At 41.2% G+C, this 26,918-nt stretch carries 28 protein-coding genes; 6 read left to right on the plus strand and 22 right to left on the minus strand.

Features of this window, described 5'->3' with window-relative positions; genetic code table 11:
* Nucleotides 1-25: 25 nt before the first annotated feature.
* From topA to LROSL1_RS06835, 8 genes are all read right to left on the minus strand, one after another.
* The gene (gene topA, locus LROSL1_RS06800; protein ID WP_178914144.1) at nt 26-2,128 is read right to left on the minus strand and encodes a type I DNA topoisomerase; all 2,103 of its coding nucleotides are present in this window, start codon (nt 2,126-2,128) and stop codon (nt 26-28) included.
* Between the two features lie 173 nt (nt 2,129-2,301).
* On the minus strand, nt 2,302-3,189 hold the full coding sequence (gene dprA, locus LROSL1_RS06805) for a DNA-processing protein DprA (protein ID WP_178914145.1): 888 nt from the start codon (nt 3,187-3,189) through the stop codon (nt 2,302-2,304).
* Nucleotides 3,190-3,370: 181 nt separating this feature from the next.
* The gene (locus LROSL1_RS06810; RefSeq protein WP_178914146.1) at nt 3,371-4,162 is read right to left on the minus strand and encodes a ribonuclease HII; all 792 of its coding nucleotides are present in this window, start codon (nt 4,160-4,162) and stop codon (nt 3,371-3,373) included.
* The gene (gene ylqF, locus LROSL1_RS06815; RefSeq protein WP_178914147.1) at nt 4,155-5,042 is read right to left on the minus strand and encodes a ribosome biogenesis GTPase YlqF; all 888 of its coding nucleotides are present in this window, start codon (nt 5,040-5,042) and stop codon (nt 4,155-4,157) included. Before ylqF ends, LROSL1_RS06810 begins: the two co-directional genes overlap by 8 nt.
* Before the next feature lie 326 nt (nt 5,043-5,368).
* Entirely contained in the window at nt 5,369-6,271 is a 903-nt protein-coding gene (locus LROSL1_RS06820) for a sugar-binding transcriptional regulator (RefSeq protein WP_178914148.1), read from the minus strand.
* Between the two features lie 69 nt (nt 6,272-6,340).
* Nucleotides 6,341-7,849, minus strand: coding sequence for an FGGY-family carbohydrate kinase (locus LROSL1_RS06825; protein WP_178914149.1), 1,509 nt, complete (start codon nt 7,847-7,849; stop codon nt 6,341-6,343).
* 26 nt (nt 7,850-7,875) lie between these two features.
* The gene (locus tag LROSL1_RS06830; RefSeq protein ID WP_178914150.1) at nt 7,876-8,892 is read right to left on the minus strand and encodes a DUF4432 family protein; all 1,017 of its coding nucleotides are present in this window, start codon (nt 8,890-8,892) and stop codon (nt 7,876-7,878) included.
* Nucleotides 8,889-10,256, minus strand: coding sequence for a sugar MFS transporter (locus LROSL1_RS06835; RefSeq protein WP_178914151.1), 1,368 nt, complete (start codon nt 10,254-10,256; stop codon nt 8,889-8,891). The genes LROSL1_RS06830 and LROSL1_RS06835 overlap by 4 nt, the downstream gene beginning before the upstream one ends.
* A 360-nt stretch (nt 10,257-10,616) precedes the next feature.
* Here LROSL1_RS06835 and LROSL1_RS06840 point away from each other — a divergent pair, with 360 nt between their 5' ends.
* The gene (locus LROSL1_RS06840) at nt 10,617-10,832 is read left to right on the plus strand and encodes a hypothetical protein (protein ID WP_017261897.1); all 216 of its coding nucleotides are present in this window, start codon (nt 10,617-10,619) and stop codon (nt 10,830-10,832) included.
* Nucleotides 10,833-10,979: 147 nt separating this feature from the next.
* Here LROSL1_RS06840 and LROSL1_RS06845 read toward each other — a convergent pair whose 3' ends face one another.
* From LROSL1_RS06845 to LROSL1_RS06860, 4 genes are all read right to left on the minus strand, one after another.
* Nucleotides 10,980-11,657 carry a type 1 glutamine amidotransferase domain-containing protein gene (locus LROSL1_RS06845; RefSeq protein ID WP_178914152.1) on the minus strand — a complete coding sequence of 226 codons (678 nt, stop codon included), beginning with the start codon at nt 11,655-11,657 and terminating at the stop codon, nt 10,980-10,982.
* 352 nt (nt 11,658-12,009) lie between these two features.
* Nucleotides 12,010-13,713 carry a CocE/NonD family hydrolase gene (locus LROSL1_RS06850; RefSeq protein ID WP_178914153.1) on the minus strand — a complete coding sequence of 568 codons (1,704 nt, stop codon included), beginning with the start codon at nt 13,711-13,713 and terminating at the stop codon, nt 12,010-12,012.
* 4 nt (nt 13,714-13,717) lie between these two features.
* Nucleotides 13,718-14,029, minus strand: a complete 312-nt coding sequence (locus tag LROSL1_RS06855; RefSeq protein WP_178914154.1) for an AtuA-related protein — start codon at nt 14,027-14,029, stop codon at nt 13,718-13,720.
* On the minus strand, nt 14,029-15,369 hold the full coding sequence (locus LROSL1_RS06860) for an acyclic terpene utilization AtuA family protein (RefSeq protein ID WP_178914155.1): 1,341 nt from the start codon (nt 15,367-15,369) through the stop codon (nt 14,029-14,031). Before LROSL1_RS06860 ends, LROSL1_RS06855 begins: the two co-directional genes overlap by 1 nt.
* 186 nt (nt 15,370-15,555) lie before the next feature.
* Between LROSL1_RS06860 and LROSL1_RS06865 the strand changes: the two genes are divergently transcribed.
* On the plus strand, nt 15,556-16,434 hold the full coding sequence (locus tag LROSL1_RS06865) for a LysR family transcriptional regulator (protein WP_178914156.1): 879 nt from the start codon (nt 15,556-15,558) through the stop codon (nt 16,432-16,434).
* A gap of 156 nt (nt 16,435-16,590) precedes the next feature.
* Here LROSL1_RS06865 and LROSL1_RS06870 read toward each other — a convergent pair whose 3' ends face one another.
* Nucleotides 16,591-16,941, minus strand: a complete 351-nt coding sequence (locus tag LROSL1_RS06870) for a hypothetical protein (RefSeq protein WP_178914157.1) — start codon at nt 16,939-16,941, stop codon at nt 16,591-16,593.
* A 135-nt stretch (nt 16,942-17,076) separates the two neighbouring features.
* The gene (locus LROSL1_RS06875) at nt 17,077-17,730 is read right to left on the minus strand and encodes a TetR/AcrR family transcriptional regulator (protein ID WP_178914158.1); all 654 of its coding nucleotides are present in this window, start codon (nt 17,728-17,730) and stop codon (nt 17,077-17,079) included.
* 93 nt (nt 17,731-17,823) lie between these two features.
* On the opposite strand from LROSL1_RS06875, the gene LROSL1_RS06880 reads away from it, so the two are divergent.
* The 3 genes from LROSL1_RS06880 to LROSL1_RS06890 all read left to right on the plus strand — a co-directional run bounded on the left by LROSL1_RS06880 (nt 17,824) and on the right by LROSL1_RS06890 (nt 20,728).
* Entirely contained in the window at nt 17,824-18,828 is a 1,005-nt protein-coding gene (locus LROSL1_RS06880; protein ID WP_178914159.1) for an NAD-dependent epimerase/dehydratase family protein, read from the plus strand.
* A 284-nt stretch (nt 18,829-19,112) separates the two neighbouring features.
* Complete coding sequence (locus LROSL1_RS06885; protein ID WP_152323476.1) at nt 19,113-19,805, plus strand: helix-turn-helix domain-containing protein; 693 nt, start codon at nt 19,113-19,115, stop codon at nt 19,803-19,805.
* A 50-nt stretch (nt 19,806-19,855) separates the two neighbouring features.
* Nucleotides 19,856-20,728 (plus strand): IS3 family transposase, encoded by an 873-nt coding sequence (locus LROSL1_RS06890; protein ID WP_017260421.1) that lies wholly within the window; start codon nt 19,856-19,858, stop codon nt 20,726-20,728.
* A 181-nt stretch (nt 20,729-20,909) separates the two neighbouring features.
* Here LROSL1_RS06890 and LROSL1_RS06895 read toward each other — a convergent pair whose 3' ends face one another.
* From LROSL1_RS06895 to LROSL1_RS06915, 5 genes are all read right to left on the minus strand, one after another.
* Complete coding sequence (locus LROSL1_RS06895; protein ID WP_178914160.1) at nt 20,910-21,317, minus strand: hypothetical protein; 408 nt, start codon at nt 21,315-21,317, stop codon at nt 20,910-20,912.
* A 189-nt stretch (nt 21,318-21,506) separates the two neighbouring features.
* The gene (locus LROSL1_RS06900; RefSeq protein WP_178914161.1) at nt 21,507-22,046 is read right to left on the minus strand and encodes a hypothetical protein; all 540 of its coding nucleotides are present in this window, start codon (nt 22,044-22,046) and stop codon (nt 21,507-21,509) included.
* Nucleotides 22,047-22,217: 171 nt separating this feature from the next.
* A complete protein-coding gene (locus LROSL1_RS06905) occupies nt 22,218-22,889 on the minus strand; it encodes a hypothetical protein (protein ID WP_178914162.1) in 672 nt (223 codons plus the stop codon).
* A 104-nt stretch (nt 22,890-22,993) separates the two neighbouring features.
* Nucleotides 22,994-23,740, minus strand: a complete 747-nt coding sequence (locus LROSL1_RS06910; protein WP_178914163.1) for a hypothetical protein — start codon at nt 23,738-23,740, stop codon at nt 22,994-22,996.
* A 112-nt stretch (nt 23,741-23,852) separates the two neighbouring features.
* The gene (locus tag LROSL1_RS06915) at nt 23,853-24,230 is read right to left on the minus strand and encodes a hypothetical protein (protein WP_161003163.1); all 378 of its coding nucleotides are present in this window, start codon (nt 24,228-24,230) and stop codon (nt 23,853-23,855) included.
* Between the two features lie 151 nt (nt 24,231-24,381).
* Here LROSL1_RS06915 and LROSL1_RS06920 point away from each other — a divergent pair, with 151 nt between their 5' ends.
* Nucleotides 24,382-24,699, plus strand: a complete 318-nt coding sequence (locus LROSL1_RS06920; protein ID WP_017261908.1) for a helix-turn-helix domain-containing protein — start codon at nt 24,382-24,384, stop codon at nt 24,697-24,699.
* A 112-nt stretch (nt 24,700-24,811) separates the two neighbouring features.
* Here the strand turns inward: LROSL1_RS06920 and LROSL1_RS06925 are convergent, their stop codons facing one another.
* From LROSL1_RS06925 to LROSL1_RS06935, 3 genes are all read right to left on the minus strand, one after another.
* Nucleotides 24,812-25,033: a YozE family protein gene (locus tag LROSL1_RS06925; protein ID WP_017261909.1), complete on the minus strand. Its 222-nt coding sequence runs from the start codon at nt 25,031-25,033 to the stop codon at nt 24,812-24,814.
* Between the two features lie 61 nt (nt 25,034-25,094).
* A complete protein-coding gene (locus tag LROSL1_RS06930; RefSeq protein ID WP_178914164.1) occupies nt 25,095-25,721 on the minus strand; it encodes a YpmS family protein in 627 nt (208 codons plus the stop codon).
* Nucleotides 25,722-25,764: 43 nt separating this feature from the next.
* Entirely contained in the window at nt 25,765-26,808 is a 1,044-nt protein-coding gene (locus LROSL1_RS06935; RefSeq protein WP_178914165.1) for an SGNH/GDSL hydrolase family protein, read from the minus strand.
* Nucleotides 26,809-26,918: the final 110 nt, after the last annotated feature.

Genomic DNA, 26,918 nt, shown 5'->3' on the forward strand with positions numbered 1-26,918 from the left:
TAATGACGATCAAGTCTATAAACCGCTATTTTTGAACGTCTTCTTCGTAATCGCCATTTGGACAAACGACCTGTTTGCCACCTTTGACCTTCTTTTCGACCAAGAAGTGACCATCTTTAGGACAATCACGGCCAATTGGCTTATCCCATGACACAAAGTCACAGTCTGGGAAACGTGAACAACCATAGAAAACTCGGTTTCGCTTAGATTTACGTTCGATGATTTGACCCTTATGACACTTAGGACAAATGACACCAATTTCCTTAACAATAGCCTTGGTGTTACGACAATCTGGGAAACGTGAACAAGCGTAGAACTTACCGTAACGGCCCATTTTAATGACCATTGGGGCACCACAGATGTCACAGTCGAAGCCGGCTGCTTCATCCTTAATCTTGATTTTCTCCATGTTATCTTCGGCCTTTTTTACTTCAGTCGAGAATGGCTTGAAGAACTCATCGACCACTTTTACCCATTCTTCTGAGCCCTTTTCAATGCCGTCAAGCTTTTCTTCTAGACCAGCAGTAAACTCGATGTTTTCAATATCAGGGAAGAAATCGACGATAACACCATTGACGATTTCACCAAGTTCAGTAGGTACAAAACGCCGGGATTCAAGCTTGACGTAGTTCCGTCGTTGAATCGTGTCCAGCGTTGGCGCATACGTGGATGGCCGACCAACACCGTTTTCTTCCAATGCGTGAATTAAATTGGCTTCTGAGTAACGTGCCGGTGGCTGGGTGAAATGTTGTTGTGGATCGTTCTTAACCATCTTAACCGTGTCATCTACGTTTAAGTCTGGCAAAACATTATCCTTTTCAGCAGCACCTTTGTAGACTTTGGTAAAACCAGCAAATTTCGTCTTAGAACCATTGGCACGGAACTGAACATCGTTTTGATCAATCGTCACCGTCATGGTATCGGAGACTTCGGCGGTCATTTGTGACGCAACGAAACGATTCCAGATCAATTGGTATAAACGAAATTGATCGTTAGTCAGATACTGCTTCATCTCAGCTGGTGTCCGGTAAACACTGGTTGGCCGAACAGCTTCATGGGCATCCTGTGCCCCTTCTGGCAATTTACCTTTAACCGGCTTAACGGCTGCATATTCTGCACCATATTCTTCATGAATATACTTTGAAGCTTCTTGCTTTGCAATGTGCGCAATTCGTGTTGAATCGGTCCGCATATAGGTAATCAGACCAACACTGCCGCCCTTACCAATATTAATTCCTTCATACAGCTGTTGAGCCGCCATCATCGTTTTCCGAGTCCGGTAATTCAATTGACGGTTGGCCACTTGTTGCATGGTTGATGTCGTAAATGGCGGTTGTGGCATACGCCGACGTTCCTTACGCACAACATCAGTGATATTAAAATTGGCTTTTTGGTCAATCTGCTTTAGGATCTCTTGAACGGCATCGTTATCTTTCAAGCCGGCTTTTTTGCCGTGAATCCCATAAAAGCTGGCAGCAAACTTCTGCCGACCTTTTTGGAATTCAGAGTCAATGGACCAGTATTCTACTGGCTGGAAGGCCTTGATTTCTTCCTCACGCTTGATGATCAGCGCAAGCGCAACACTCTGAACACGACCTGCGGACAGCCCCTTTTTCACCTTTTTCCATAGAATTGGCGAAATTGAGTAACCTACCAAACGATCCAACACTCGCCGCGCTTGTTGCGCATCGACTAAGTCCATGTCAATATCGCGCGGTTGTTTGAATGCGTTTTTAACAGTGTCCTTAGTAATTTCGTTAAAAACGACACGATTCTTTTCTTCAGGATCTAAATTTAATAAGTGGGATAAGTGCCATGCGATGGCTTCCCCTTCACGATCCGGGTCAGACGCTAGGTAAACTCGTTTAGCGTTTTTAGCATCTTTTTTGAGTTCTTTAATGGTGTCGCCTTTACCACGAATAGAAATGTAATGCGGTTCATAATCGTGGTCGACGTCGACACCCATTTGTGACTTAGGCAAGTCCCGAATATGGCCTTTACTTGCAACAACTTTGTAGTTGCGGCCTAAGTACTTTTCGATTGTTTTCGCCTTGGAAGGCGATTCCACAATCACCAAGTTCTTTTTAGTTTTCGCCCTTGTTTTTGTTTTAGTTTTTGAGGTCGCCATGAAGCAACTCCTTTGTTAACATTATTGATTACCGGCTGATGAAACGTCCTGTTCATCAGCGTCTAACCGTACACATAAGCACAGTCAAATCTAAATCACCATACTGCACAGTTACATAAGCTGTCAACTAAAACGAGAATTTTCTACTATATAATAGTCGATGATTTGAGCAGTTAGCTCTGAAACTGCAGTTCATTTAAAATAGTCTCTACATTGCAAACGGGAGTTGCACCAGCACTAATTAATGCGTTGCAACCGGCGGACAATGGGTCTGTCACCCGACCGGGAATCGCCAGCACGTTTCGGTTTTCTTGAAGGCCAATGTTAGCTGTGATCAAACTTCCTGAATGGATTGCTGCCTCTGTCACTAAGACACTTTGCGATAGGCCAGCAATAATTCGGTTGCGTTCAGGAAAACGATGTCGCGCTGGCCCGGTGCCAAGCGGATATTCGCTGATCACTAACTGAGTTCGCATCAAGGTTTGTTGTAAAGAACGATTGGCTGCTGGATAGGCAATGTCTAACCCAGTACCAATGACTCCGATAGTGTGACCATTATGCTGAACAGCCAGTTGGTGACTAAGCGCATCGACGCCTGCTGCCAATCCAGAAATAATCGGGATCTTTGTCGCGACAACAGCTGGTAACCACTGTTTAAGAGTAGCGTAGGAATATGCGGTCGCTTGGCGCGCGCCAACAACAGCCAGTCCTGGCTGATGAGTCAGTTGCCAATTGCCACGACTAAATAATACGAGCGGCGCCGTGTATATTTCTTTTAAATATGCAGGATAGTCTTCATCGAGAATAGTTGTTATCTTGCTGAACTGCTGATTACGCGCAATTGTATCTGACAACCGTGAATCACGCCAACAATTGATCAGCTGGTTGGCTTTTGTTTCCGGAAATGCTAAGCAAGCCAATAAATTTGTTAACGTTAGCGGTACCTTTGCTTCTGCCTGAAGAAATTGCCAAACCTTACGTCGTCCCGCTAAGCCCACGCCAGGCATAAACTGAAGTCGAATGAGTGCATCCCGGTTAATTGTTAGTAGCAATCTCTCCATGTGTAGCCTCCGTCAGTATCTTGTGATCAAGACAAGCACATGAACAATTCCTAATGACTTTATCCTGATGACTTAACATACGAATTTCGACCCAGCGATGTTTGCCGCAAAATAAAAAAACCGGTTCTTTTTAAAAGAATCGGCAGTTATTAATTATTGTTATATCAAGACTGATTGAAGGCTAACCCTGCTGCAACCTTTTAGTCACCGGACTAAACGAACGCCGATGAATTGGTGTCACGCCAAGTTTATCAAGAGCAGCTAAATGTGCCGCAGTCCCATAACCGTCATTTTGTGAAAAATTATACCCTGGATAAACGCGATCGTACATCGACATCAAATGATCACGGTAAACTTTAGCAACAATGCTGGCCGCACCGATACTGACGGAACGCGCATCCCCTTTGATAAGTTTCTGTTGTGGCATGGGTACGTCAATTTGCATCGCATCAATCAGTAACGCATCTGGCTGTTGCGGTAACGCTAGCACAGCATCACGCATAGCCACCCTCGTTGCCTGGTAAATATTCAAGTGATCAATTTGCTTTGGCGAAGCAATTCCAATGCCGACCCCAACACAAGCGGATAAAATCTGCGGATACAGCGTTTCCCGCTCATGCGCAGTTAACTGTTTGGAGTCATTAACGCCCAGCAAATGAAAATCGTGTGGCAATTCAATTGCACATGTCACAACTGGACCAGCAAGGGGTCCACGCCCGACCTCATCAATGCCAGCAACTAGTGACTGTCCCTTTGCCCAGCAAGCCCGTTCCAGTTGCAAACGTTGTTCAAAAGCGGCTTCGGCCTTAGCTTGTGCCGTTAATCGCCGATTTGTCTGCAGCAACAGCAACGCAACACCTTTTCGGGGATCGGCCGCTAACGTTGCTAACAACGGATCATCAGCTTGCTGAACATGAGCCAGTTGTTCGCGTAGCATCGCAATTGATGGCTTTTTCGGCTTGGCTTCACTCATGATCTGCCTCGGACACGCTATCATCCGATTCTTCAGATAATTCATCGGTAGTGTCAAACGTAAACCGACCCAACTTACCTTTGCGCAAGTCAAAAATCAAACGTTCACTCGCCCGGTCATAATCATCTTTAAAGCCCAGTCGTTTAGTAATAGCCAATAATAGATCAACGTCACTAAGCGTCAGTTCATCACTAGTTAAATGATACCGTTCAGCTAATCGATCAGTTTGATTGTGTTCACGCATGAATTTGATCGCATATAGTGCCACATCGTCCTTAGCAAACAAAGAATCCTTGATTGCGCCCGTCAAAGCGAGCTTTTTACCAACCAGAGGATCTTCAAACTTGGGCCACAGGACACCAGGTGTATCCAACAGTTGAAGTTCTTCGTTAGCCTTCAGCCACTGTTGCTTCTTAGTTACGCCGGGCCGATCACCAGTGATGGCAACTTTTTTATTAACCAATCGATTCAACAAAGTCGATTTGCCGACGTTGGGGATGCCGGCCATTACAGCGCGAATAACGGGTTTTTGAATCCCCTTTGCTTCCAACCGTTCCTGCTGTGTTTTTAAGACCTCGCGAGCAGCTTTAACAAGGTTGCCCACTAATTTTCGATCGTTCACATCAATCGCAATAACGGGCTGATTGTGTTCACGATAATATCGCACCCATTCCCCAGTGACTTTGGGATCAGCCAAATCACTTTTTTCGAGGATCAAGAGGGTTGGCTTTTGGGCCACTGTAGCCCGCAATTCCGGATTCCGTGATGACTCTGGAATTCGTGCATCAACTAGTTCAAATACAATGTCGATGACCTTTAAGTTTTCTCGCAATTGGCGAATGGCCTTCGCCATATGACCGGGATACCATTGAATAGTCATAAAAATCGCTCCTTTGATCTGTCAACGGGTATTGTCCGTTGACAGATTTTCATTTATTAGAATTTGGTACATATCTTAAGTTAATTAGGGCAAAATCTTTTATTTTTCGTAATGTAAGTTTGACTTTTTTCAGTAAAGTTCACATAAAAATCATCCAATGATTTTATTTTACCAGTTTCTTCGACGCTTTCGATACATCTGTTGCTTTCAGAGGTAAAATTCAAAAAAATGACGATTTATTTCTAATCAAAATTGGGCGGTAAGTCCTCAGTAAAACACTGAAAACTTACCACCCTAAAAACAACATAACGGCAGTGATTTTTTAACTAAGCATGTGAATCCAATAAAACTTGTGCACTATATTGGTCGATAAAGACTTGGTTGCAATAACCAGCATTCAAAGCAGCCTTGAGCGTTGGAACAGTTTCAACATTATGCACCGCTGCAATAGAATGTTCCTTCTGCTTAAGGTTGTTAAGAGACGTGGTAACCACTCGTTCATCTAAATCTGGATCAACGACAGCACCATTGGCATCGATAAAGTGACCTAACACATCACCAACGGCTGCTTCAATGAGTGCTTGTTTTTGCTCATCCTTAAAGTAATTCATCTGGTTTAAGAATGGACTATCTTCTATCGAGTCTAGCGAAATTAGCGCAATGTTTGCCAGTCGGCCAAGCTTTTCAAGATGTCGAATAAGATCTTCTTTTTCAACGAGTTCCTTTGCAGCGACATTGTCAAAGACGATCGGTAGCGGCAGAAAATTAGCCTTTGTTTGATAGGCATGAGCCAGTTTGTCGCCCGTTTCATATGCAAATGTTTCACAATCGGAATTTGTGATGATTCCCGTTAAAGATAAGACCACAACATCACGCACATTTTTGGATGTCAGATGGTTGGCAATCATTTTTAGTGCTTCACTGCTGCCAAAGCCAATGATGTCACCATTTTTAACCAAATCATCTAAGTAATAAGCCGTTGAAAGCGCGACCTTATCAAGGATTGTGCTTCGATTATTTTGGAAAGTCGGAACAACAGTGAACTGAACCTCTGGGTAAAGCTCGTGTAGCTGACTAGCCAACACGTTGGCATCACGAAGGCCGTCATTCACGGTGATCGTTACAAAACCGTTTTCTCGTGCTAATGAAAGCATTCTAGATACTGTTGCCTTAGAAATTCCTTCTCGTTTAGCCAACTGATTCTGACTAATACCTTCGACATAATACAACCTAGCGAGTCGTAACATTTGGTTACGTTTGTTAAGGGTACTTATTGTAATGACCTCCTAAAAACAAGGTTATTTCTTATTGATAGCTGAGAAGTCTCTGTAAAAATCCCTAACGTTATTATACGCCAGCTGATACATTTTGAAATGCTTATTATACAATGCATTCTTTTTAATATTTGGCACAACTCGCTGATCGATTTTAATCCACTTTGAAACATCATTAGGGTCAACCGCATGGATACCAATACCCGCTAAGATTGCGCTACCTAAATTAGCTTCACCACCTGACTTGGTTGTAAGCACAGTTTTCCCAGTAACGTCTGCAATCATTTGTACCATCTTTTTGGAGTTGCTGACCCCGCCAACTAAGGTAAGTTCATCGCCAATATCAGTACCAAAAGTCTCGATGCTCTGACGGACTGAATACGCAATTGCTTCTTGAAAGGCATTATACAACTCATACTTGGTTGTCTTAAGCGATAATCCTAAAATGGTGCCTCGAACTGTTGAATTCCATAATGGGCTACGCTCACCCATGAAAAACGGTAGGACAAGGAGGCCGTTACTGCCGGCCGGAATGTTGGCACTTTGAAGATCTAGCTTTTTCGGGCCCTCATTTTCATCTAAGTCGTGTTCAAACTCCTTAACAAACCAGGCCACAATTGCCCCAGCGGTGTTAGCACCCGCAAAATTATAGTACAGACCCTTCGGGTTATAAGCGTATGGCCAAATAATCAAACCGTTATCTCGTAACGGTTTTTCAGTAACCAAAGCAGCGTTCATTGACGTTCCTAGGGCAACCGTCACCTTACCGGGTTTAACAACGCCGGTTCCGACGGTTGCCGGTCCGACATCGACTCCGGTGTTGAATACCGGTGTGCCGGTTTTAACTCCAAGCCGCTGAGCCCATTTTTCGGTCACCTTACCGGCTACTTCAGTACTCGTAACGAACTTTTGTGGCAACTTAGAAATGTTTAATCCTAATTTATCAGCAAGCTTGGTTGACCATTCGTCTGTATTAATATCAAATACTCCGGCTAAGTTCCCGGCCGCCGAGTAATTAATACTTGTCTGACCAGTCAATTCGCGAATAACAAACGATTCAGGTGGCAAGAACTGGTCAGTTTGTTGATAAAGATCAGGCTGGTGCTTTTTTAACCACATAAGTTTTGTATAACCGTAATATGGATCAGCCAAATTAGCCGTTACGGCCATCAATTCTTTATCACTAACAAGTTTCTTAACTTGGTCAGTTTCAGCAGTTGCTCGCCGGTCCATCCAAATCAAGGCAGGGCCTAACACTGAACCACTTTTATCAACTGGAATCCCGGAACCTCCGTACAACCCATCGATTCCAATAGCGACAATATCTGCATCATCAACATGCGACGATAATTTTCGAATCACAGCTGTGACGGCATTGAGCCAATCTTCAGCGTTAGATTCCGCCCAACCCGGATGTGGCGTCATAAATGCGTAGTTGTCTTTCTTTTGCGCAACAATCTCACCATTGGTGGTCATTAAAATTGCTTTGGTTCCTGAAGTACCAATATCGATTCCCAATATATACTTGGACATGGTAATCTACCCTCTTCTAAACTAGTTTAGTCTTCTAACCCTGTGGTTACTTTGAAGCTACGACTTTCTTGTGGCTTGAGCATAATTAAGGTGCCCTTTTTCTTTGCAGCCGTCCGACCCTCCGTGCGACTAGTTGCCGGAAGCGCAAATGCAGCAACCTGAAGGTCAGGATTAGCCATTAACCAACGTGTTACATCTGGAAATTGTTTCGTGTTAAACGCTACCTTGACGGTATGTTTCTCATCCATTGTCATTTCAAACACGGCATCATCCACGAATTCATTCAATTTATCTCCGAAAAAGACAATTTCAGGGTCAAAGTGGTTAGGATCATCAAGTTCATTAATTAACTCACCTGATTTTGCAACTTTATCGGTGAACGCCAACCATTCTTTAGTTGGGTGAATGTGATCTGGAATCGAAGTTCGTAATTCAAAGGCTCTGTCTGGAATGTTTTGAGTGATCTTAGCACCTTTAACGAATTTATAGTTAATATGCGTTAGGTACTGTAAAGGCATTTCTTGACACTCAGAAAGGTTCTTAACGAACATTTTAATGTCAAACAAGGCGCTCCCTTTCTTTAATGTCACAGATGGGTTGGCAAAGTAATGATCACCAAAGCCTTTAACATATTCAACCTGACTACTGATCGTAACGGTATCTTCATCTACATAGACAAAAGATGAATCCATCGGCGTAAGTGGAAATTCACCATGTGCATAATGATCATCCTCAGGACCGGGATTACCACTAGCCAATAGACCTGAATGAAATTGAAATGAGCCGTATGAATCAGTAATTTGCTTACCTGGATATGGTTGTTTGAAAGTGTTTTTCATCTTCAAATCAAGCCCGTCAAACACAGCTTCCCAGATCATTAGTCCTTCAAATGGTAAAAATGTCAGATAACCACGTGAATTACGAACTTTTAGTGCTTCAACACCAGATGAATATTTAAAACTAGAAATGGTAAATTCGTCGTTTTCAATTAGCACGCGTGGTTGTTCTTTAAAACTATCTCTATACAATCTGAATTTTGTCATTTTGTTGCCTTCGTTTCTTTAGCCAAACCATCAAATGGATGCTTGATGTAGTGGTAAGCATAGACAATCATTGCGCCAAAAGTTAAGAAATGAACGGCAAATGAAATCGTCATTGATCCAGTAATGTCAGCAAACCAGCCTTGAATTGCTGGCCAAACACCGCCTCCGACGACCATCATTACTAACATGGCACCGGCAGTTTCAGTTTGGTGAGGGTCTTTGATGAAACCAAGCGTTTCAGTATAAATTGTTGCATACCCAGGCCCCATTAAGCCGGAAACCAGAATGGCAACATAAACACCATTGAAGCTTCTATCAATCATCATGTAACCGATCGCAATAAAGCCGAGAATTGAATACCAAAGCAAAACCTTCAAGTGTGGAATTTTTCTCATCAGATAGTCAGCAACGATTCGGCCAACAAAGAAAGCAATATAACTGACGATGACATAGTTTGATGACGTTCGTTCATTGATCGAGTGGTCCAAATTTAATGCCAAACGAATTGTGAATGACCAAATTGAAACTTGCAGGCCAACATACATAAACAATGTAAACATACCGTAAGTAAAATTATGATTTTTCAATAACGCTATTACTGTTTGACCTAAATTTTCTTTAGGCTTCGTTTCGTTTGCTTTAGCCTTTGGCTTACCACTTGGAAATTGCGTAATTAAGAACAGGATAATCATGACCGCAATCACCATAATGATGTATTTGTATGGCTGAAGTGTTTTTTGCAAAGCCGCTTCACCAAAACGAACACGAGCACTCCCTGATAACTTGCTGAGTTGTGCATCAAGATTCTCACCACCAGAGAAAATGAGGTACTTCCCAAGCAGAATCCCGGCAATTGAACCAAACGGTAAAAATGTTTGTGAAATATTCAACCTTAAGGTTCGCTGCTTTTCTGGTCCTAACAGAGCTGAATCGGTATCGGCAGCAGTTTCAATAACTGTCAGACCAGCTGCTAAAACAAACAGTGCTGCTAAGAAAAAGCCGTAAGTTGCTGCAGCCGATGCTGGAAAGAACAGCACACAGCCAATCAAATACAGTAACAAGCCAATAATAATTGTCAGTTTGTATGAAGTTTTTTTGATCAACCATGATGCTGGAATTGCCATCAAAAAATATCCCAATGAAAACGCACTTTGAACGTAGGCCGAAGCCAAATTACTTAATTGAAAAATAGATTTAAACTGAGTGATCAAAATATCATTTAAACTGGCTGCGGCCCCCCACATTGGAAATAACAGTGACACCAAGACAAATTGGACAACCGGCATCTTACTGGTATATCCATTATCTAATTCTTTTCCACGAAATTTGATCAAGCCAAACCCGTGGCTGTTCTTTGTTTCCATATACAGCACTCCTCGTCTTATAAACTGTTGCTACATTTTGTAACCGCTGTCATTATAGCACGTTGTGAAATTAATTCCACGAATAAACAGAAATTAGTTTTAATTTTCAAAATTCAGTTTCTCATTTTTTATTGATAAATTAACTAACCAATAAACTCTGTAAGTGCTTTTCAACTAAACAAAATGCCGCCTGCCTAAAGCAACTTGTTTACAATAATTTTGATCGTTTTAAAATCGGCTCAAATGTTTACAAAATATCAGGCTAAAACCTTGGAAAATTTGTTTTTAAATTTCTATATTGACTGTACGAACATACATTCGTATAATTTATTTAATCGCTTACGCATGGAGGCAAATAAAATGACATCACCAAATAGTAATCAGCGTTGGTTAACACAGCTTCTTTCTATCGAGCGTGGCAAAAACTTTCACCTTTCTGAATTACCCTTCTATCAAATCGCCAAAACTGATCCAGAACGATTAGTTCAGTTTCAGCAGGCTTTTGATACCTGGATAGCTCAAACACATGAAAAATATGTTAGTAAAGGCGCCACAAATTATTTGAGAGTTAGCTAATGCAAGGATAAAGCCTGTGATGTACACTTGCGCAAAGACACCTCATTCCTAAATATGGAATGAGGTGTCTTTGCGCCTAAATAAACTTCTCAGAATTTTGACGACATAGTTATTAGATCATTATTTTCGCTGAGACAGTAAACTTCGTTATTGAATCTCCTTAAGCAACAATTTAGCCACCGCTCTCACGGAAAATGGATTTTGACCTGTTAGCAATCGACCATCTTTGACTGCGTATTCACTATAAGCACGCTTTTTTGAAAATGAAGCGCCACGTTCCTCAGCCACTTTTTGATTAAGAAACGGCACGACTGACTGTTTGCCAGCAATAATTTCTTCAGCATGAGTAAAACCTGTAACTGTCTTTCCGGCAATAAAGTATTTCCCCTGATCGTCCTTGATATTAAGTAATCCGGCAATACCATGACAAACTGAAGTGACGTATCCGCCTTGATCATAAATTGCCAAAGCCAAGTGCTGCAACTCATCATTGTTCGGGAAATCCCACATTACACCATGACCACCGGTGTAGTAAATTGCCACATAATCATCTGGATTCACTTCATTTGGGCGAAGTGTATTTGTCAGTGCACGGTGCACAAAATCGGGAGATTCATAAACAGCCATGATTGATTCATCGGTATACTTCATGCTTCGTGGATCAAGAGGTACGAACCCGCCCTTGGGACTAACATAATCAACAGCAATTTTTGCCTTGTTCATTTCATCAACGAATTCGGCGGCTTCGCCTAACCAGAGGCCGGTTGGATCTTTGGTGCCTTGATAACGCGTGACGTTAGTTTCAACAATTAAGATTTTTTTCATGTTTTAGATTCCTCCACGATTACAGTCATAGTTCTTAATAAACAGCAAAACTTGTTGATACCTTGCGACTATCAATCATGCCATCACAAACCATATTATCCGCTAAAATTATTTTATACCACTAATTTGCGATTCACGTTTTTATGGTATGCTCCATAATTTTCAATTTCTTGAATAATGTCCTTTTCAATGTTTCAGTGCTAACAAAAAGCATAGTTATTGTCCAAAATTTTTCAGACAATAATTATGCTTTTTAAGTAGTCGGTTAAGTTCATTTTTAGGATTAATTTCCCATAAAAACTAATTTTTCGCTATTGAAGCCGGCATTTGATTAAAAATTAATTTCAGCGATTTACTTATCGGTTTCAATCAATACCGGCAGTATGATCTTAGAGCCATTAAATTTCACCGTTTGTGTCGCGATGAGACCATCCTTTTGTTCTGACCATTGTATGGTCGTATTGTTATGAATGTTATAGGCGGGCCAATTCGAGGATGTTATTTCTAGTTGAATTCTTGAACCAGCCTGAATCTGCCACAACACTTCCCACAACGGCATTTCGAGAGTGACAAACTGTCCGGGTTGATAATCGACTGCGTGTTGCAATCGATTGCGCAATCTCAAGGTACTACCGGAATCAGAAATGTTGATAACCCGTCCATCTGAAAAGACTTCCTCAAGTTTAACCATGAAAGCCGTGTCCGGTGCAGAACTCGCAACGTTTAATTTAATCATTGCTTTGCCAACTAAGGTTTGGGCTTCTTTTAAGGGTTCACTGGTAAAAATCAAGCTATCTGACTGTGCCGTCTTTTGTTGTAACTGTGGGCCATGATGACCGGGATTATTCATTAACATCCCCATAACCCCGTTGCCGCCCATTGTTTGACGAGCGTGTTGTGGGTCATACTGATAACTTGCGACTTCATCACTCGTGTCTGGTTGGGCTAGCAATTGACTTTTTTCGCCAAGATAAAAGGTTTCAGTTTGTGCATTTGGACGCCAAGTATCAAACCGGCGCCATCTTTGAGCACCGAGTTCATAAACTAATGCCCCGCTGACCGCTCCAGCCAGCTTATTTCCCTTTAACTGAAATTCTAACCAGTCAAAGATTTCACGAACAGCACCAGCACCGTATTCGTCGGCATTCGCATAGTTGAGGACGCCCGGTTCAGCGTTGAGGTGATCCCAGGGCCCTAGAATCACCTTACTTTTTGCTTTAATTTCTGGTCGCAAACGATCATAGCCCCAAATATCATTATTCAAATGGTGATCAAACCAGCCATCAACAATACAAATAGGAATATTAATTTTCTCCGGCATTGCTTTTAGAGCCGTCCAGACGGGTGTTTGCTGCCAGTAAGGATCGTCTGGGTTTTCCGAATGAATGTAGTCTTGATAAAAATCTAATTTCTGATCAAAAAACTGTTGATCCATTTTCGCTACTGGACGGTATGCAATAGCGTCAAAATAAGGGTGTTTCATTTTCTCATTGTGAGGAACCGGGCTGTTGTCAACTGCCCAGGTTGTATACGTATCAGGTCGGAAAAGTCCATTTTGATACATCTGAGCATAACGATCGAATCCGTACATGTTGGGTACCATCGTTTTAACGTTATCTGGTAATTGATCCGCAATGACTAGCTGCGTGTAACTGCTGTACGAATTTCCAACAAGTGCGATTTTACCATTGTGCCAATTTTGCTTGGCGAGCCAGTTGACAGCGTCAATACCATCTTCACGCTCATTCACAAATGGCTCCCATTTACCTTCAGATTTGCCACGTCCTCGGCATTCCTGAATCACAAGATTATAGCCACGGCGCACGAAGGCCGACCAACTGGCAACCATAATTTTGACATAATCCGGATATGGTACCCTGGTGAACAAAACTGGAGCATCTTCCGAATGGTCCGTTAAAATGATGCGCGTTGCCAGTTTGACTCCATCACGCATTGAAACGAATTCAGTTTCGTCAGAAATTAGTTTATGTGAAACTTTAGGTAAAGCAGATTCAACGCCTTTGGTCATTGAATCGATCATTTCATCAATACTCATATTCTTAAGACTCCCTTTCGATCGGCATTTCTAATAATGCGCTACTCAAAGCCTTACCATGACGATCCAAATTTAACGAATGTGTTACCCCGCCACCCAAAGCATTGGTAATGACGAAATTCAACGCGTGTAATCCTGGAAACTCATAACGTGTCACCTGAATATCACTGAGTTTTTGAAACCATTTTTGCACTTTTTCGGCGCTAACGTGTTGTTTAAGCATTGCAAAATCATGCTCGTTATATGGAATTAAAGAAATAATTGAAGTATTTCCCTTATCGCCAGTTCTAGAATGCGCAATATCTAGTAGTTTCATTAATTAGCCTCCAAAAATTGATGTTGTACGTGAACGGCTGATTCTGGAATCAGCACAGAAGCAATCGCAATAATCTGTTGCGTGTTGGTTCTGACACCCCCGCCAGCCGCTGGTCCGTTGGTATACAATGCCTCGATTTCTCGCTTGATTTCTTGTGCAGCTGCTAAGGTTTTCGTTCGAGCCGCAAAATGAACACGAACTTCGTTTGGCAATTGCTGATCCTGCAAAACGCCGTGAAATAATGAATCAACACCTACATAATCAATCTGCAACTCTTCGACGGGAATTTTCAGATACTCAATCCTTTTTTTTACAACATTTCCCGCCAATTTGGCTCGGTTAATCGCGGTTGAACCACCGTAACTAATCCCGCCTTCAATAATATAACCGTCTTCATAACCGACACTGACTTTTAACTGGCCAGTTTTAGGATGCCCAGTTGCACCAGTAACTTTCACCCCCTCGGCAGTTTGGCAAACTTGAACTTGCGAAAAGTCAGCAACGACATCTGGTGTGAAGTACTGCGTTGGATCTTGAATTTCGTACATAATCTGTTCTTTAACTGTTTCTGTCGATAGCAACCCACCGCTGGTCGCTAATTTATGCATAACAATGCTGCCATCTCCATTAAAATCAGCATACGGAAATCCTAAGTTCCACAAGTCTGGCACATTTTTTCGATCGTCATCGGCAAAATATCCGCCCATAACCTGACCGGCACATTCTAATAAATGCCCCAACAAAGTTCCTTGCCCCAGAAAATCTTCATTGTCATAGCTTTGCTTAAATTCGTGAATCAGCGGTCCAATAAACAACGCGGGGTCAGCCACACGGCCTGTGATGATAATGTCTGCTCCGTCGTCGAGCGCATCACTGATCCCCTTTGCGCCAACATAAGCATTAGCTGAGATAATTGGTTTTTCCAGGTCAGCCAGACTGTGATTAGTCTCCATCGTTACTTCATCCATGAATTGCTCCATACTGGTCGAAATATCGTCACCAGTCACGACTGCAATTCGTAACTGGTTGAGACCTGCATCGAAGGCCATCGTTTGAACCAGTTCGGCTGCTGCTAACGGATTAGCAGCCCCCATGTTTGTAATGACTTTGGTAGGGTGTCGCTTTATTGCTGGCAAAATTCTCTCAAAACGATACTTTAATAAATGATTGTAGCCACTTTCTGGATTTTGTTTTTTCTCATTTTGCGCCAGCGCAATGGTTCGTTCGGCTAAACATTCAAACGCGATATAATCTAAGTTTGCACCATCAATTAAATCAATTGCTGGTTCAATCCGGTCATCTCCGTAACCAGCACCAGAGCCAATTCTTACTTTTTTCAAATAAATCCCTCTTTCCTGTGAATAATTGCAAGTATATGCGGATTGAGGATAAATAAAAGTGTTGAAAATGGCTTTCATTTTTTGACAATTGCTGTTATAAGAGCATTTCCATTAATGCTAGTTATTTCTATATGCCATTATGTAATAAAGGTAATGAACAATTGATCTTTTGAAAGTTGGGATAACTTGGATATCTTACAGTTAAAATATTTCGTCGAAATCGTTGATTGCAATTGCAACATCAGTATTGCTGCCAATAATCTACACGTTTCTCAGTCCACGCTGAGCCGATCAATCATTCGTGCCGAAGAGAATGAAAACAAGCTGCTCTTTTCTAGAAATGGTAAACGACTGGTAGGCCTAACCCTGTCAGGCCAACAACTTTATCGCGATGCTAAGCGCGTTTTAGCTTCGTATGAAGCATTGCTGAAAAATCTTCGGCATTCGCCTACCGGTAGTGGAACTGTCAAACTTGGGTTGACGCCAGCCATTTTATCGGCTTTTTTTGCTGATTCCTTACCAACCTTTATACTTCAAAATCCTAAGCTAAACATTGAAATTGTTGAAGCTGGCGGAGAAACATTGCAACAGCAATTACTTTTGGAAAAAATTGATTTGGCGTATCTAATTGCCCCAATTCAATACGGCAGTTTACAGACAGACAATTTGATCAACGATACAGGCGTACTGGTTTACAACCCACAACTTTTCTCAGTTCTGCCTTCAATTGAAGATTTAAATGAAATTCCGTTGGTACTGCTGAATCAAAAATTTACCTTTAGAAATCAGATTGACCAGTGGCTATTTAAACAAGGCTATCATCCGCAAATTATCATGGAAACAGAGAACGAGGAAACCCTTTTAAACGCCGCCCAACATACTCCGGTTGCAACAATTTTGCCTAACCCAGTGCTAACGGGTTATCGAACAAGTGGTCTAACTGCAATTACAATTTCTGATTTATCGTGGCAACTACTTGTTTGTCGAAAGACAAGTCACTTTAACCCGCTGTCAAAAAAGGTTCTTGAGCACTTCAATCCGCTTATTATGAAAAATAGTCGATAAACTACTGTTGTGACGTTCATTCTAAATTATTAATAAAGTATGTTCGACAAAAAGCAAATCCAATGCAAATAGAAAAATATGGTCAACAATGAAATGTTTGTTCATTGTTGACCATATTTTTAATATACCAATACTTTAGACTGACGGAAGCATCGTTTATGCAAATTTTTTTATGCTTGCCAGTAATCGGTTGATTTCCTCTTTATCTGCCTGTGTAATGGGACTGTCCAACAAACGCAAGATTTCCATCCCTGTGGTGATCAATTCTTGTTCTTTACTATTGTTGCTGATTAGAAAGCCGACATTCAAAAAGCCAGATAATTCTTTTCTTGCCGTTTCATCACCCGTTTCAGCCACTTCAGTCAAATGAACAATACTAGCCGCAAACTTTTTTTGACGTGCTTTTGAGGCTCTGTGAGCCGTGTAATAAGGCAGAAAAAGTGCCACACAAACAGCTAAAATTTCTGCAAACGCGCTTACCCATTCAGACAATGGTCCAATTACCATCAAATTCCTCCTTTTAATTTCATCATGCTAAATCTGTCGATTATATATCTCATCACTGTTTAAGTCCGTTGTAACAGACGACAATGTGGTGAGTTGCTGAAACTGTATCGAACGTTTTTTGAGGCGCTTATCCATTTACTGTTCGAGTTCAATCAGTGAATAAGTTTTTCGGAATTCCGACAGAATTACTGCTTCAAATGGTTTAATAGTCTGAATATTGAAATGCTCTTTTGCCGTCGAAGTCAGTAGCCCTGCAAAGCTAAAATTAATGCCATCCTTTAAGTAGAGTTCTGCCAGATCCAACGTGATCGCCTTACTTCTTACCTGCTGAATGATTGACTGCGTTAAAGAATTTGCTTGAAAAAGGGCAAAATTTGGATCGTAAGTTGGTTCAATAAAGTCTTCTTGCTGCGCCTGTTCAACGTAGATTAACAACCTCTGAAAATAATCGTGCTCAGCGGCTCTTAACTGATACGCCAGGTCAGGATAACCATGCTGTAAGTCATTATTAAATCGATCTGTCGTTGATCCCATTAGTAATAATGAGTTCAACCAAACAGTCGCAAATGAGTCTGGCGTGAATGTGTTAGGTATTGAGCGATCAGAAATAAACTGAAGGTAGCGCGCCACAACAGCTTGAACAATTTCTTCTTTATTTTCAAAATACGAATACAGTGTTGCACGACTAACATCGATTGCTGATGCTAGTTTGCCCATTGACATTCTTTGAAAACCATCAATTAGGATGACATGATTCAATTTAATCGTTAAGTCCCTTTTATTAATCATTATTCCTTACCTCAACAAAAATAATAACACTCGTTTACATTTTAGACAACATGACGTATTATTTGTCTAAAATAAATAACGAGGTGTTTTTGAATGAAAAAAATTGTTGTATCAGGTGGATCCGGTTTTGTAGCAACTTGGGTCATTGTTGAACTGTTGAACCATCACTATGCGGTTAGTGCTAGCCTACGCTCACTAATAAAAGCGGATAGTATCCGTGAGTCAATGAGCCACTACGTACCAGCGGAAGATCTCGCTAATTTATCCTTCTTTAAGGCAGATTTAACAAGTATAGACGGTTGGAAAACGGGAATGGAAAACGCTGACGGTGTCATTCACGTCGCATCTCCCTTAGGAAACGGCACGGAATCAACAGAAGAACTAGTCAGTGTTGCTAAGGGCGGCGTCCTGAACGTTTTACAAGCAGCAGAAAACGCAGGTATCACTCGGGTGGTCATGACAAGTTCACAAGCCGCTGCAACCCCACTCAGCACTGCCACTGGTACCTTTGATGAAAGCTTCTGGACGGATCTGAATAATCCTGAGCTGGATCCTTATCGAATTTCAAAAGTGAAGGCTGAACAAGCGGCTTGGACATTTGCTCAAGACCATAATATCGAACTCACAACAATCTTACCGGGCGCAATTTTTGGTCCAGTTATTACCAGCAATCTAAGCTCTAACGAGATCCTTTTACAATTGCTGAAGGGTCAACCAGCTCTGCCAAAAGTGCCATTGGAAATCAGCGACGTTCGCGACTTGGCGCGCCTGCATCGTTTGGCGTTTGAAAAGCCACAGGCAATTGGCAAACGTTATATTGGCTCCTCACAAACGCTAACCATGTTGGAGGTGGGCAAAATTTATCAATCCGCATTCCCCTCACTTCATCTACACGTCCGCGCTTTGCCAAACTGGGCCACACGACTGCTGGCCAAATTTATCCCTAGTTTGCGATCACTGGTTCCAATGCTTAATCGTCGTTACCACCATACTGCGGTCGCTGCAGAAAATGACCTCGGATGGCAGCAACATAAGTCGCAACAAACGGTCATTGATGCTGCCAATCGACTGATTGAACTTGGTTTGGTGAAAAAATAAGTGGAATTCAATTTTCCACGTCTAAATTGAATAAAAATGATCTATGAGATTTCTGAATTAAACTAAGTAATTATATTAGCTGCGTTTCTATAATCTCTTTGGTGGAACTGACCCTTTCATATTTATATCAGGTTCAAATCACTCTACTATTTGTTTTATCTGATTTTCTAATAGAAGCATTGCAGTTAGTGGGACACCACGAAAAAAAAAGGCTTTGTTATTGTCCCCTTAGAGTAGACAGACGAAATAATAAATCGTCTATCTATTTCTAAGGGGATTTTTGTATGGAAAAACAAGGACGTTCGTATAGTCTTGAACAAAAGCTAGACACTCTTTATCAGTTCAAACACTCAGGCAAAAGCATGAGGGCATTCACCAAGGACTTTGGAATCGCATTTGTAACACTTAAAAAGTGGCTTGACCTTGAACAATTAGAAGATTTTAAAGCGCTTGAACCAAGTCATGAATGGAAACGGTATTCGCAAGATACAAAGAATGCCGCAGTTCATGATCGCTTAGTCAATGGACTGTCTCAACTAGATATCGTTAAAAAGTATCAGATTAGTTCTACTTCTGTTTTACGAAGGTGGGTAAATCAGTATACTAATGGCAAGGAAATCAAAGCCACTAGTAAAGGACAAACAACCCATATGAAACAAGGTCGAACCACCAGCTATCAAGAACGTATTGAAATCGCACAATATGCCCTCGCTCATGAGAAGGATTATCACACAACTGCCAATCATTTTAACGTGTCCTATCAACAGGTTTACACATGGGTACGTAAATACGAGAAGGATGGGATTAATGCGCTTCAGGATCGTCGTGGAAAGCGACTAAATCGTGAACCTGAGGAGCTAAGCGAAAAAGAGCGTTTAGAGTTGCGCATCAAAGAGCTGGAAGAGCGCAATGACTTCTTAGAAACACGTGAAGATTTGGCAAAAAAATTACGGGAGATTCAAAGGAGGAATCAATAGATTGGTTACACCCAGTAACCCGAATCGAACGTTATCAGGCGATTCAGGAATTGTCTGAACAAACTAATCCACGAACGCACAAACCTTATGTCATCGAACAGCTTTGTGCCCTTACAGGTATCAAGCGCGCCGCCTATTACAAATGGACACACCGAAAGCCTAATCAACGTGAGCTTGATAATGAAGTCATTTGGCAGTTCATTGAAGAACGTGAAGCTCGTGACTATGGCATCTATGGCTCACAACGAATGACACGGCTGATTAACCGTGAAACTGAGTTTCACGTTAATCGCAAGCGTGTGTATCGCTTGATGGATGCTCACGGCATGACCGCTTCAATTCGTAAAGCGAAGGTTGACCGTAAGTCCCAGAAAGCTGAAGTCATTACCGCAAACATCCTTGACCGTAAGTTTTCCGCTAACGAACCAAACCAACGATGGGTTACCGACTGCACTGAATTACAGTACGGCATAGATACCCTTAACAAAGTGAAACTAAGTGCCATTAAAGACCTCTATGACCATTCAATCATTGCCTATAATCTTAGTGACACAGAAACAGCGGCGGCTGTGACTATCACATTACACCGGGCCTTAGAAACTTGCCCAGACGCAGAACCACTGTTACATACTGACCGTGGTTCTGCGTATACAGCTCGAATCTATGACTTAGAATTACGTCAACATCACATCACACACAGTATGTCTCGTGGTGGTAAACCTATTGATAATGGCGCCATGGAAACCTTTTGGAGTCATATCAAAGATGAATGGTTTGATCTACGACCGGCCGGCACGTTCAAAGAACTTGTCGCCTTAGTCGACGCTGGGATCGACTGGTATAACAATGGTCGTCCGCAAGAAACACTAAACGGCCTGACTCCGAATGAATATCGGAATCAGACCGTTCGCAAAGCAAGTTAATTTATATTATTTCGACTGTTTACTTGACTGGGTCATGTCCACTTACTAATAAGTAAGTCTTTTTTGCTAATCATACTGTCACTAAGCACATAAATATTTCATTTAAGCAGTCACGTAATGGTATTTATAACAAGCGGAAGACAAAAAACATCCATGTAAAGATTTCTACTGAATCCACTTTTTATTTCTGCTGACTTAGTTTAAGTCCATACTGAGTTAACATTTTTTCACCATCGTTGCTAATGACTGCTGTTTTGCTTTCGTCGCTCATCCTACCCTTGAATTTAACGGTAGTGCCACTGGCATCTTTGCTCGTTGTGAACGTACCATGATAAGCATGGTACTGCCGACTGGTTATTTGCTTTGTTACTGGACTTTTAAACTTATTTTCAATCTCTTCCCTGTAGTTGAATCCATCGAGTATGATTGTTGTTTTCTGCGTGCCAAGGCCACTTGCAGCTCTTTGAACGCCTCTTATATTGGTGTAAGTGGCGTTCAATCCTTTCGGAATTGCATTGTATATACCCATACCGACTGTTGCAACGGCAATAACAACAATTATTACAATCGTGTTTTTTTTAATTTTCATATTTTTCTTTCCTTAATCCTACAATCTTAGGCTTCGATGGCTGAAAATAGTTTACAAATTTTTATCGTTTAAAAAAGGTCGCCTACGAATGCGTCATATTATTAGCACGAATTGAATCGATTCTTGCCACAGTAACATATTCTTGATAGTCGCGAAAAAATTGCCAAATTTTAGAAGTCATTACCATTTCTATTCATTCTCATTTTCTGAGTTGTTAACATCCACATCGTACTCAAATGAACCAAGATTACTTGAATGACCATATGGCTTACCGTTTGTGTCTTCGGCCTGGACCAAAATCGGCTTAGTGTCTTGTGGCATCGGACTATATTCTTTAATAAATTCGTTGCCAGCTTTGAGCGCTTGATCAATAGAATCTTTTAGTTCATCACCATGTTCATACTCTGGCCCTGCAGCCATGAGTAAATGTAGCGTTCTTGAGTCTGGATCATAAGAGGCTTGGGCCACCTTGTAGTAAGAATCAGCAGAAACATCTTTGAGATTTGACAAAAAGTTCTGGTAATTTGCTTTCAACACTTTGCTTTGGGAGCTGGCTTTTGGATAGCTTTTCCTTTGTGTGGTAGTTGAATGTGAAGAATGGCTCGCTTTGGAACTACTAACAGTAGAGCTATTCTGTGTAGCACTCTTACTCTTAACGTCATTATTGGAACAAGAAGCGAGCACAAATGTGCTTAGTATCGTTAGCACTAATGCAATCTTTTTACTCATAATACACTCCTAGTGAAATTTAAATATCAAGTTTTCTTCATCTAATACAACATGACGAACAGTTTTAGAGATTCTGATTGTTTGTACAAATGGCATTGTCGGCGAAATAGAAAAAGTATGAAAATCCCCCTACTCAGCAAATAAAATGTTCTTTAAAGCGAGGTTTCACATCTACTTGTGTGCAAAAATTTCCGTGTAACTATTATTGCTAGTCCAAAAGACAATTCTGTCTGTCGAAGTATCATCTTTAACTCCGTTGTTAAACTGAGAATCGATTGAAACACCCTTTGGATAAAATTTAACAGTTGCATTGTGAACAGCGTCTTCAACTTCATCATCTTTTATTGCTGCGGTTAAAACACCATGTTGCTCGCTATAAACTACGTCGAGATCATTACCATCCTGTTCTATGCCAATCTTGTCCAATCTGATTGACCCATCACTAATTTGGTCGTCCCTAATGTTTAAATGATTAGTTAAATCGGCTGGATCTTGAGACCACTGGAGACCCTGATCACCATGTAATCCTGTTCCAGCAACCGCCACTTCCTGCCAGTTATAGGAAAGCCCATTAAAATTGCCATCTGTAATTCTGGTAAAGTCTAGTTCGCTAGATTTGGTATTTGTGTCAGAGGATGAGGACTCACTAGAAGAATTATCTTCACTAGAACTTTGTTCCTCCGGGTCGGAAGATACCTTTTGTACCGAACTAGACTTTGAATTGTTTTTCACTTCAGACATTGAATTCGATTTTTCATTGGTGCTTTTTGAGCTACTGTTACTGCACGCACTCAGCATAAGAGCGCTTAAAAAAATGACGCTTAGAGCAATAGACTTTTTCATGGTAGACTCCTTTTTTGTTTCAACTAAATTGGAAAAAGAATTGAGGCCTTTTCAAGGACTAAACATGTCAGTGTTAAGCTTGTAGATTAATTATTTGCCATATTTTAAGGTTTTAAGATAGCATAGGCTTCACCAATCAAGTCTTCCGTATTAGGGCTGTCTGCCAACACAAAAGAAACTTTCGGATATGTTAAAAAATCAGTCAGAATATCGAAGTGCCACTCATAAAAGTCGGTAGTATCAGATGATGTATTTGTCTTAGCGCCACCAACAGCAATGCCACTATTACCAATCTCTGTACCACCGCCTACAGTGTTCGAACTTGAATCAGTATGTGTACCAGTATGTAACCGTTCACGAGTAACCTCCTTTATATTCGTGTTGTTGTAAGCAACTAAGGAACCTTGAGCCGCATTCAAATATGCAAATCGTTCACCACTATAAATTAACGCTTCACGACCAGATCGAAACCATGACCATTGCCCGATCATTAACTTTTTGGCAACGTTGTTGGCACATAATTCAGCGTGTTCACCTTGTATTTCTCTTAGTTTTGCATTGGCATCATTTTCTGCGTTATCCAGCATGTGACCGGCTAAGCTACGTTTTGCTAAAAGGATTGCAATCACCCAAATTAAAATTCCCAAAACTGCTGACTGACCAAATGCACCCATGCCAAAAAAGATCGCGGCCCACATCGCAAACGGCCGGATTCGGCGCCACATTTTATTACTTTTCATTGACTGCTCGTATTCTTCATTTGCAGTCGCGCCTTTGTCCCAGCTATCAAAATCAGGTGTTTCCGCATAGTTAAATAAATTCAGGTTTGCTGGTAGATTGTTTTCAGACATTATTTTCCTCACTAGTTTCTGACTTGACTAAAGTATTCAGTGATTTTCTTTAATTCTGTTCAACACATGTCACAATAGTTAAAAATGAATAGCAACTTGTAGAGTCAAAACATTAATTATTTTTCTTGTAAGTTGTTCCTGCGAGTAATCCTTCAAGACCTGAACTCGAGTTTACAGTAAATGAATTCTTATCGGATGAAAGGGTTGCGGACAGTGTGCTACCCTTTATGGTCATTTTCAATTGATCCCCTTTTATTTGATAAGTCCCTTTATTCTCGTAGTCTTGTCCTTCATTTTCTATGACTTGATTTCCCTCGAAAGTCAAACGGTCAGTGCTTTTAGCGATAAGCAAATCTGTTGTATGTGAATATGTACCACTCAATCTTTTTGGCCTTGATACTACGACAATAGTGATAATAACCAGAATAATGACAACAATACCGGCTACTAATGAAGGTCTCTTCTTGGCCTTTGCTACTAAATTTTCCATGTTGTTCTCCCCTTAGGTGTTAGCTACTAATTATAGCGATATGCTATACCGATAATATTAGCAAATCAAATCAAAAATATCAATACAAGCTGTACTAAGTACCATTATTTTACATACATTTGTTTGCTACCCTGAACGGAGGGTAAAATTAATGCATATAGATTTTTTTGGTCAAAGGCTCAAATCAGTTCGGAAATCAAAACGAATGACACAAATGGACTTATCGAAACGATTAGTAGTTAGTAAAGGAACAGTATCAGCTTACGAGCAAGGATTATCCTATCCGTCACTAGAAACCTTCGTAAAAATTTGCGATATCCTGGATACATCTTCAGATTATTTGCTCGGCATTTCTGATGATTTGCCTTTTAAAATGGGTGGACTAACTGACAAACAAATGGAAAGTGTTTTACAATTTGTTTCGCTGATTGAAAAAGCAAACCGCACTATTAACAACGCAGATGCTTAGATTTCGAATTCAATTCAGGTTGCAAAATCAAAAAGATGCCACTCAAAGTTATCAAACCTTTGAGCGGCACCTTTTCATTTTGAACAAATTATTTTCGTACTAATTGTACACTCTATAATTCCGATTCCTGATACATATGCCAGGCTTCGTCGAACACATCCATACTTTGCAGATAGTTACCATTTAACTCAAGGTAGCGGGACACATCGTCAAAGTTCTGAGACTGTTTGGGAAAAGCTTGGTCTAAAAATGCGTTATTAGCAAATTGAGCAACTGGTTCATAACTTTCTGCATTGCGTTGCGTCATTAGGTACTGGTAAAAACTACGTCGCATGATAGTGCTCCTTTCATTTGATCTGTTTAATTGCTGAAGCCCGATGGACATATCATCTTGCTTACTTAACTTCTTTATCAAACTGGCTCTTTGGAATACCTGCCTTGAAAATGTATGTGCCGCTGTTCACGTCTAATGTTTCAGCCCGGATGGCTAAAGAACGACGTGGTCCCATCTTATGCAAATCCAATAGCACCGTGTCCGTTTTAGCGTTGGCACTGACACCCTTTGGAAATTTGTAATGACGAGCGACAAATCCCATCACAAAGTGTACAGGCAATTGAAGCCGTCCAATTGCCATTCTAGAGGCATGGAGTTTAACATTACCAGATTTGGTAACACTAGGATCCATAATCAATCCGTACGTTAGTTTAACACCTAGAAATTTGGTTGTCCCGTATAGCATTGCGTGTTTATTAATCACAAAACGATAATGATACTTATTATCTTTCGTGTTGTTAATGTAGTAATCCGCAAGTGCATTCACCTGTTTAGTATTAAGCTGCACCTGAAATGTGGCATTTGATTGCTGCACTGGGCGAGTTACCTCAGCAGGCTCCGGCATCGGCTTTGTTGCTTCAACACCGACCCAGATCCCGGCAATCACAATGAGACTAATCAACGTGATTGCAGTAATTTTCCACCAGTTGCGTTGGTGTTTTGGTTTAACTTCCTGCCTTGTTTGCATACTGATTTATTGAACCTCCGTTGCGGTGAAAATGGTCAAAAATTTATTTGGGCATCCAGGACTGATGATCCTGCATCGTCTTATACAGCGTGGCAGTCATTTTTGAATATCCCAAATGGTTCGGGTGAAAATGATCTGCCGGCGATAAATAATCATTCAATTCACCAGTAGAACCGCCGACTAGCGCCTTTTCGACATTTTGACCGTCAAAGCTATTGTTATTATTTGCCTTAGCATCCTTGGCAGCCAAAGCAGACCGCTTTGCAACAGTATCATATTGACCGTACGAAAGACGTTCGTTAATATTCATGAAATATAATTTACTGATATTGTTAGCCGTTGCTTTTGTGACCTGGTTAAAGCCGGTGATATAAGTATTTAGTTGATCCACGTTGGCAAAATAAACGTAAACCGGGTTGTAAATACTAAACAAAAAGATCGGCGCATTTGTATTTAAGTTACGAACTGCCGTCAGGAGACTCAGGAGCTTTGTGGCATACTTCTGTTGAGTTGCTGCAACGACGGCATCCATCTGAGTCACCGTGGATTTGCCAGATAGAGTAGCCGTTTGTAATCCTTGCATCAAGTCGTTACCACCGACTGTCATCGTAATGGCATCTGCATTAGCAACCTGTTTTTGCATTGCTGGCGACTGATTTAACCGCTTTAAAATTTGATCGGAACGATCGCCGGCTTTTCCGTAGTTATGGGTCGTCACGTTTAACTGATCTTTATCGGTCAATTTCGTTTTAATTTGACCAACGTAGCCGCCGTCCTTAGCTTGATCACCGACACCCTGCGTCAAAGAATCTCCGAGGGCCACAACGGTCACCTTTTTACGTTTGGCAGGAGTCTTACTTTTTGATTTGTTAGTCGTTTGTTTATGTGACTTGCTCGTACCCTTACTACTCGAACTGTCCTTTGAGGACGTTCTCCTGGTAACGTTAGGCGCTAACTGACTTGGTTGTGTGCGTCGTTGCGGTTGCATTGCTTCATGGCTACTTTGATAAAGCCACCAGGTTGCCCCAAGTGCCACCACAATGGCGACAATTAGCAAAGCTCTAATCCACCATTTAAAAAATTTCATTGATCGCTCCTTTCTATCAATCAATCTTATGATCAATTAATTTTTTGGACGTTTGCAAACTAATAAAAAAGTTGAGGGCTAATTTCCGAAACCACCGGGAATCAGGCTCA

It is taken from the genome of Furfurilactobacillus rossiae (assembly GCF_013394005.1).
Classification (GTDB): Bacteria; Bacillota; Bacilli; order Lactobacillales; family Lactobacillaceae; genus Furfurilactobacillus; species Furfurilactobacillus rossiae.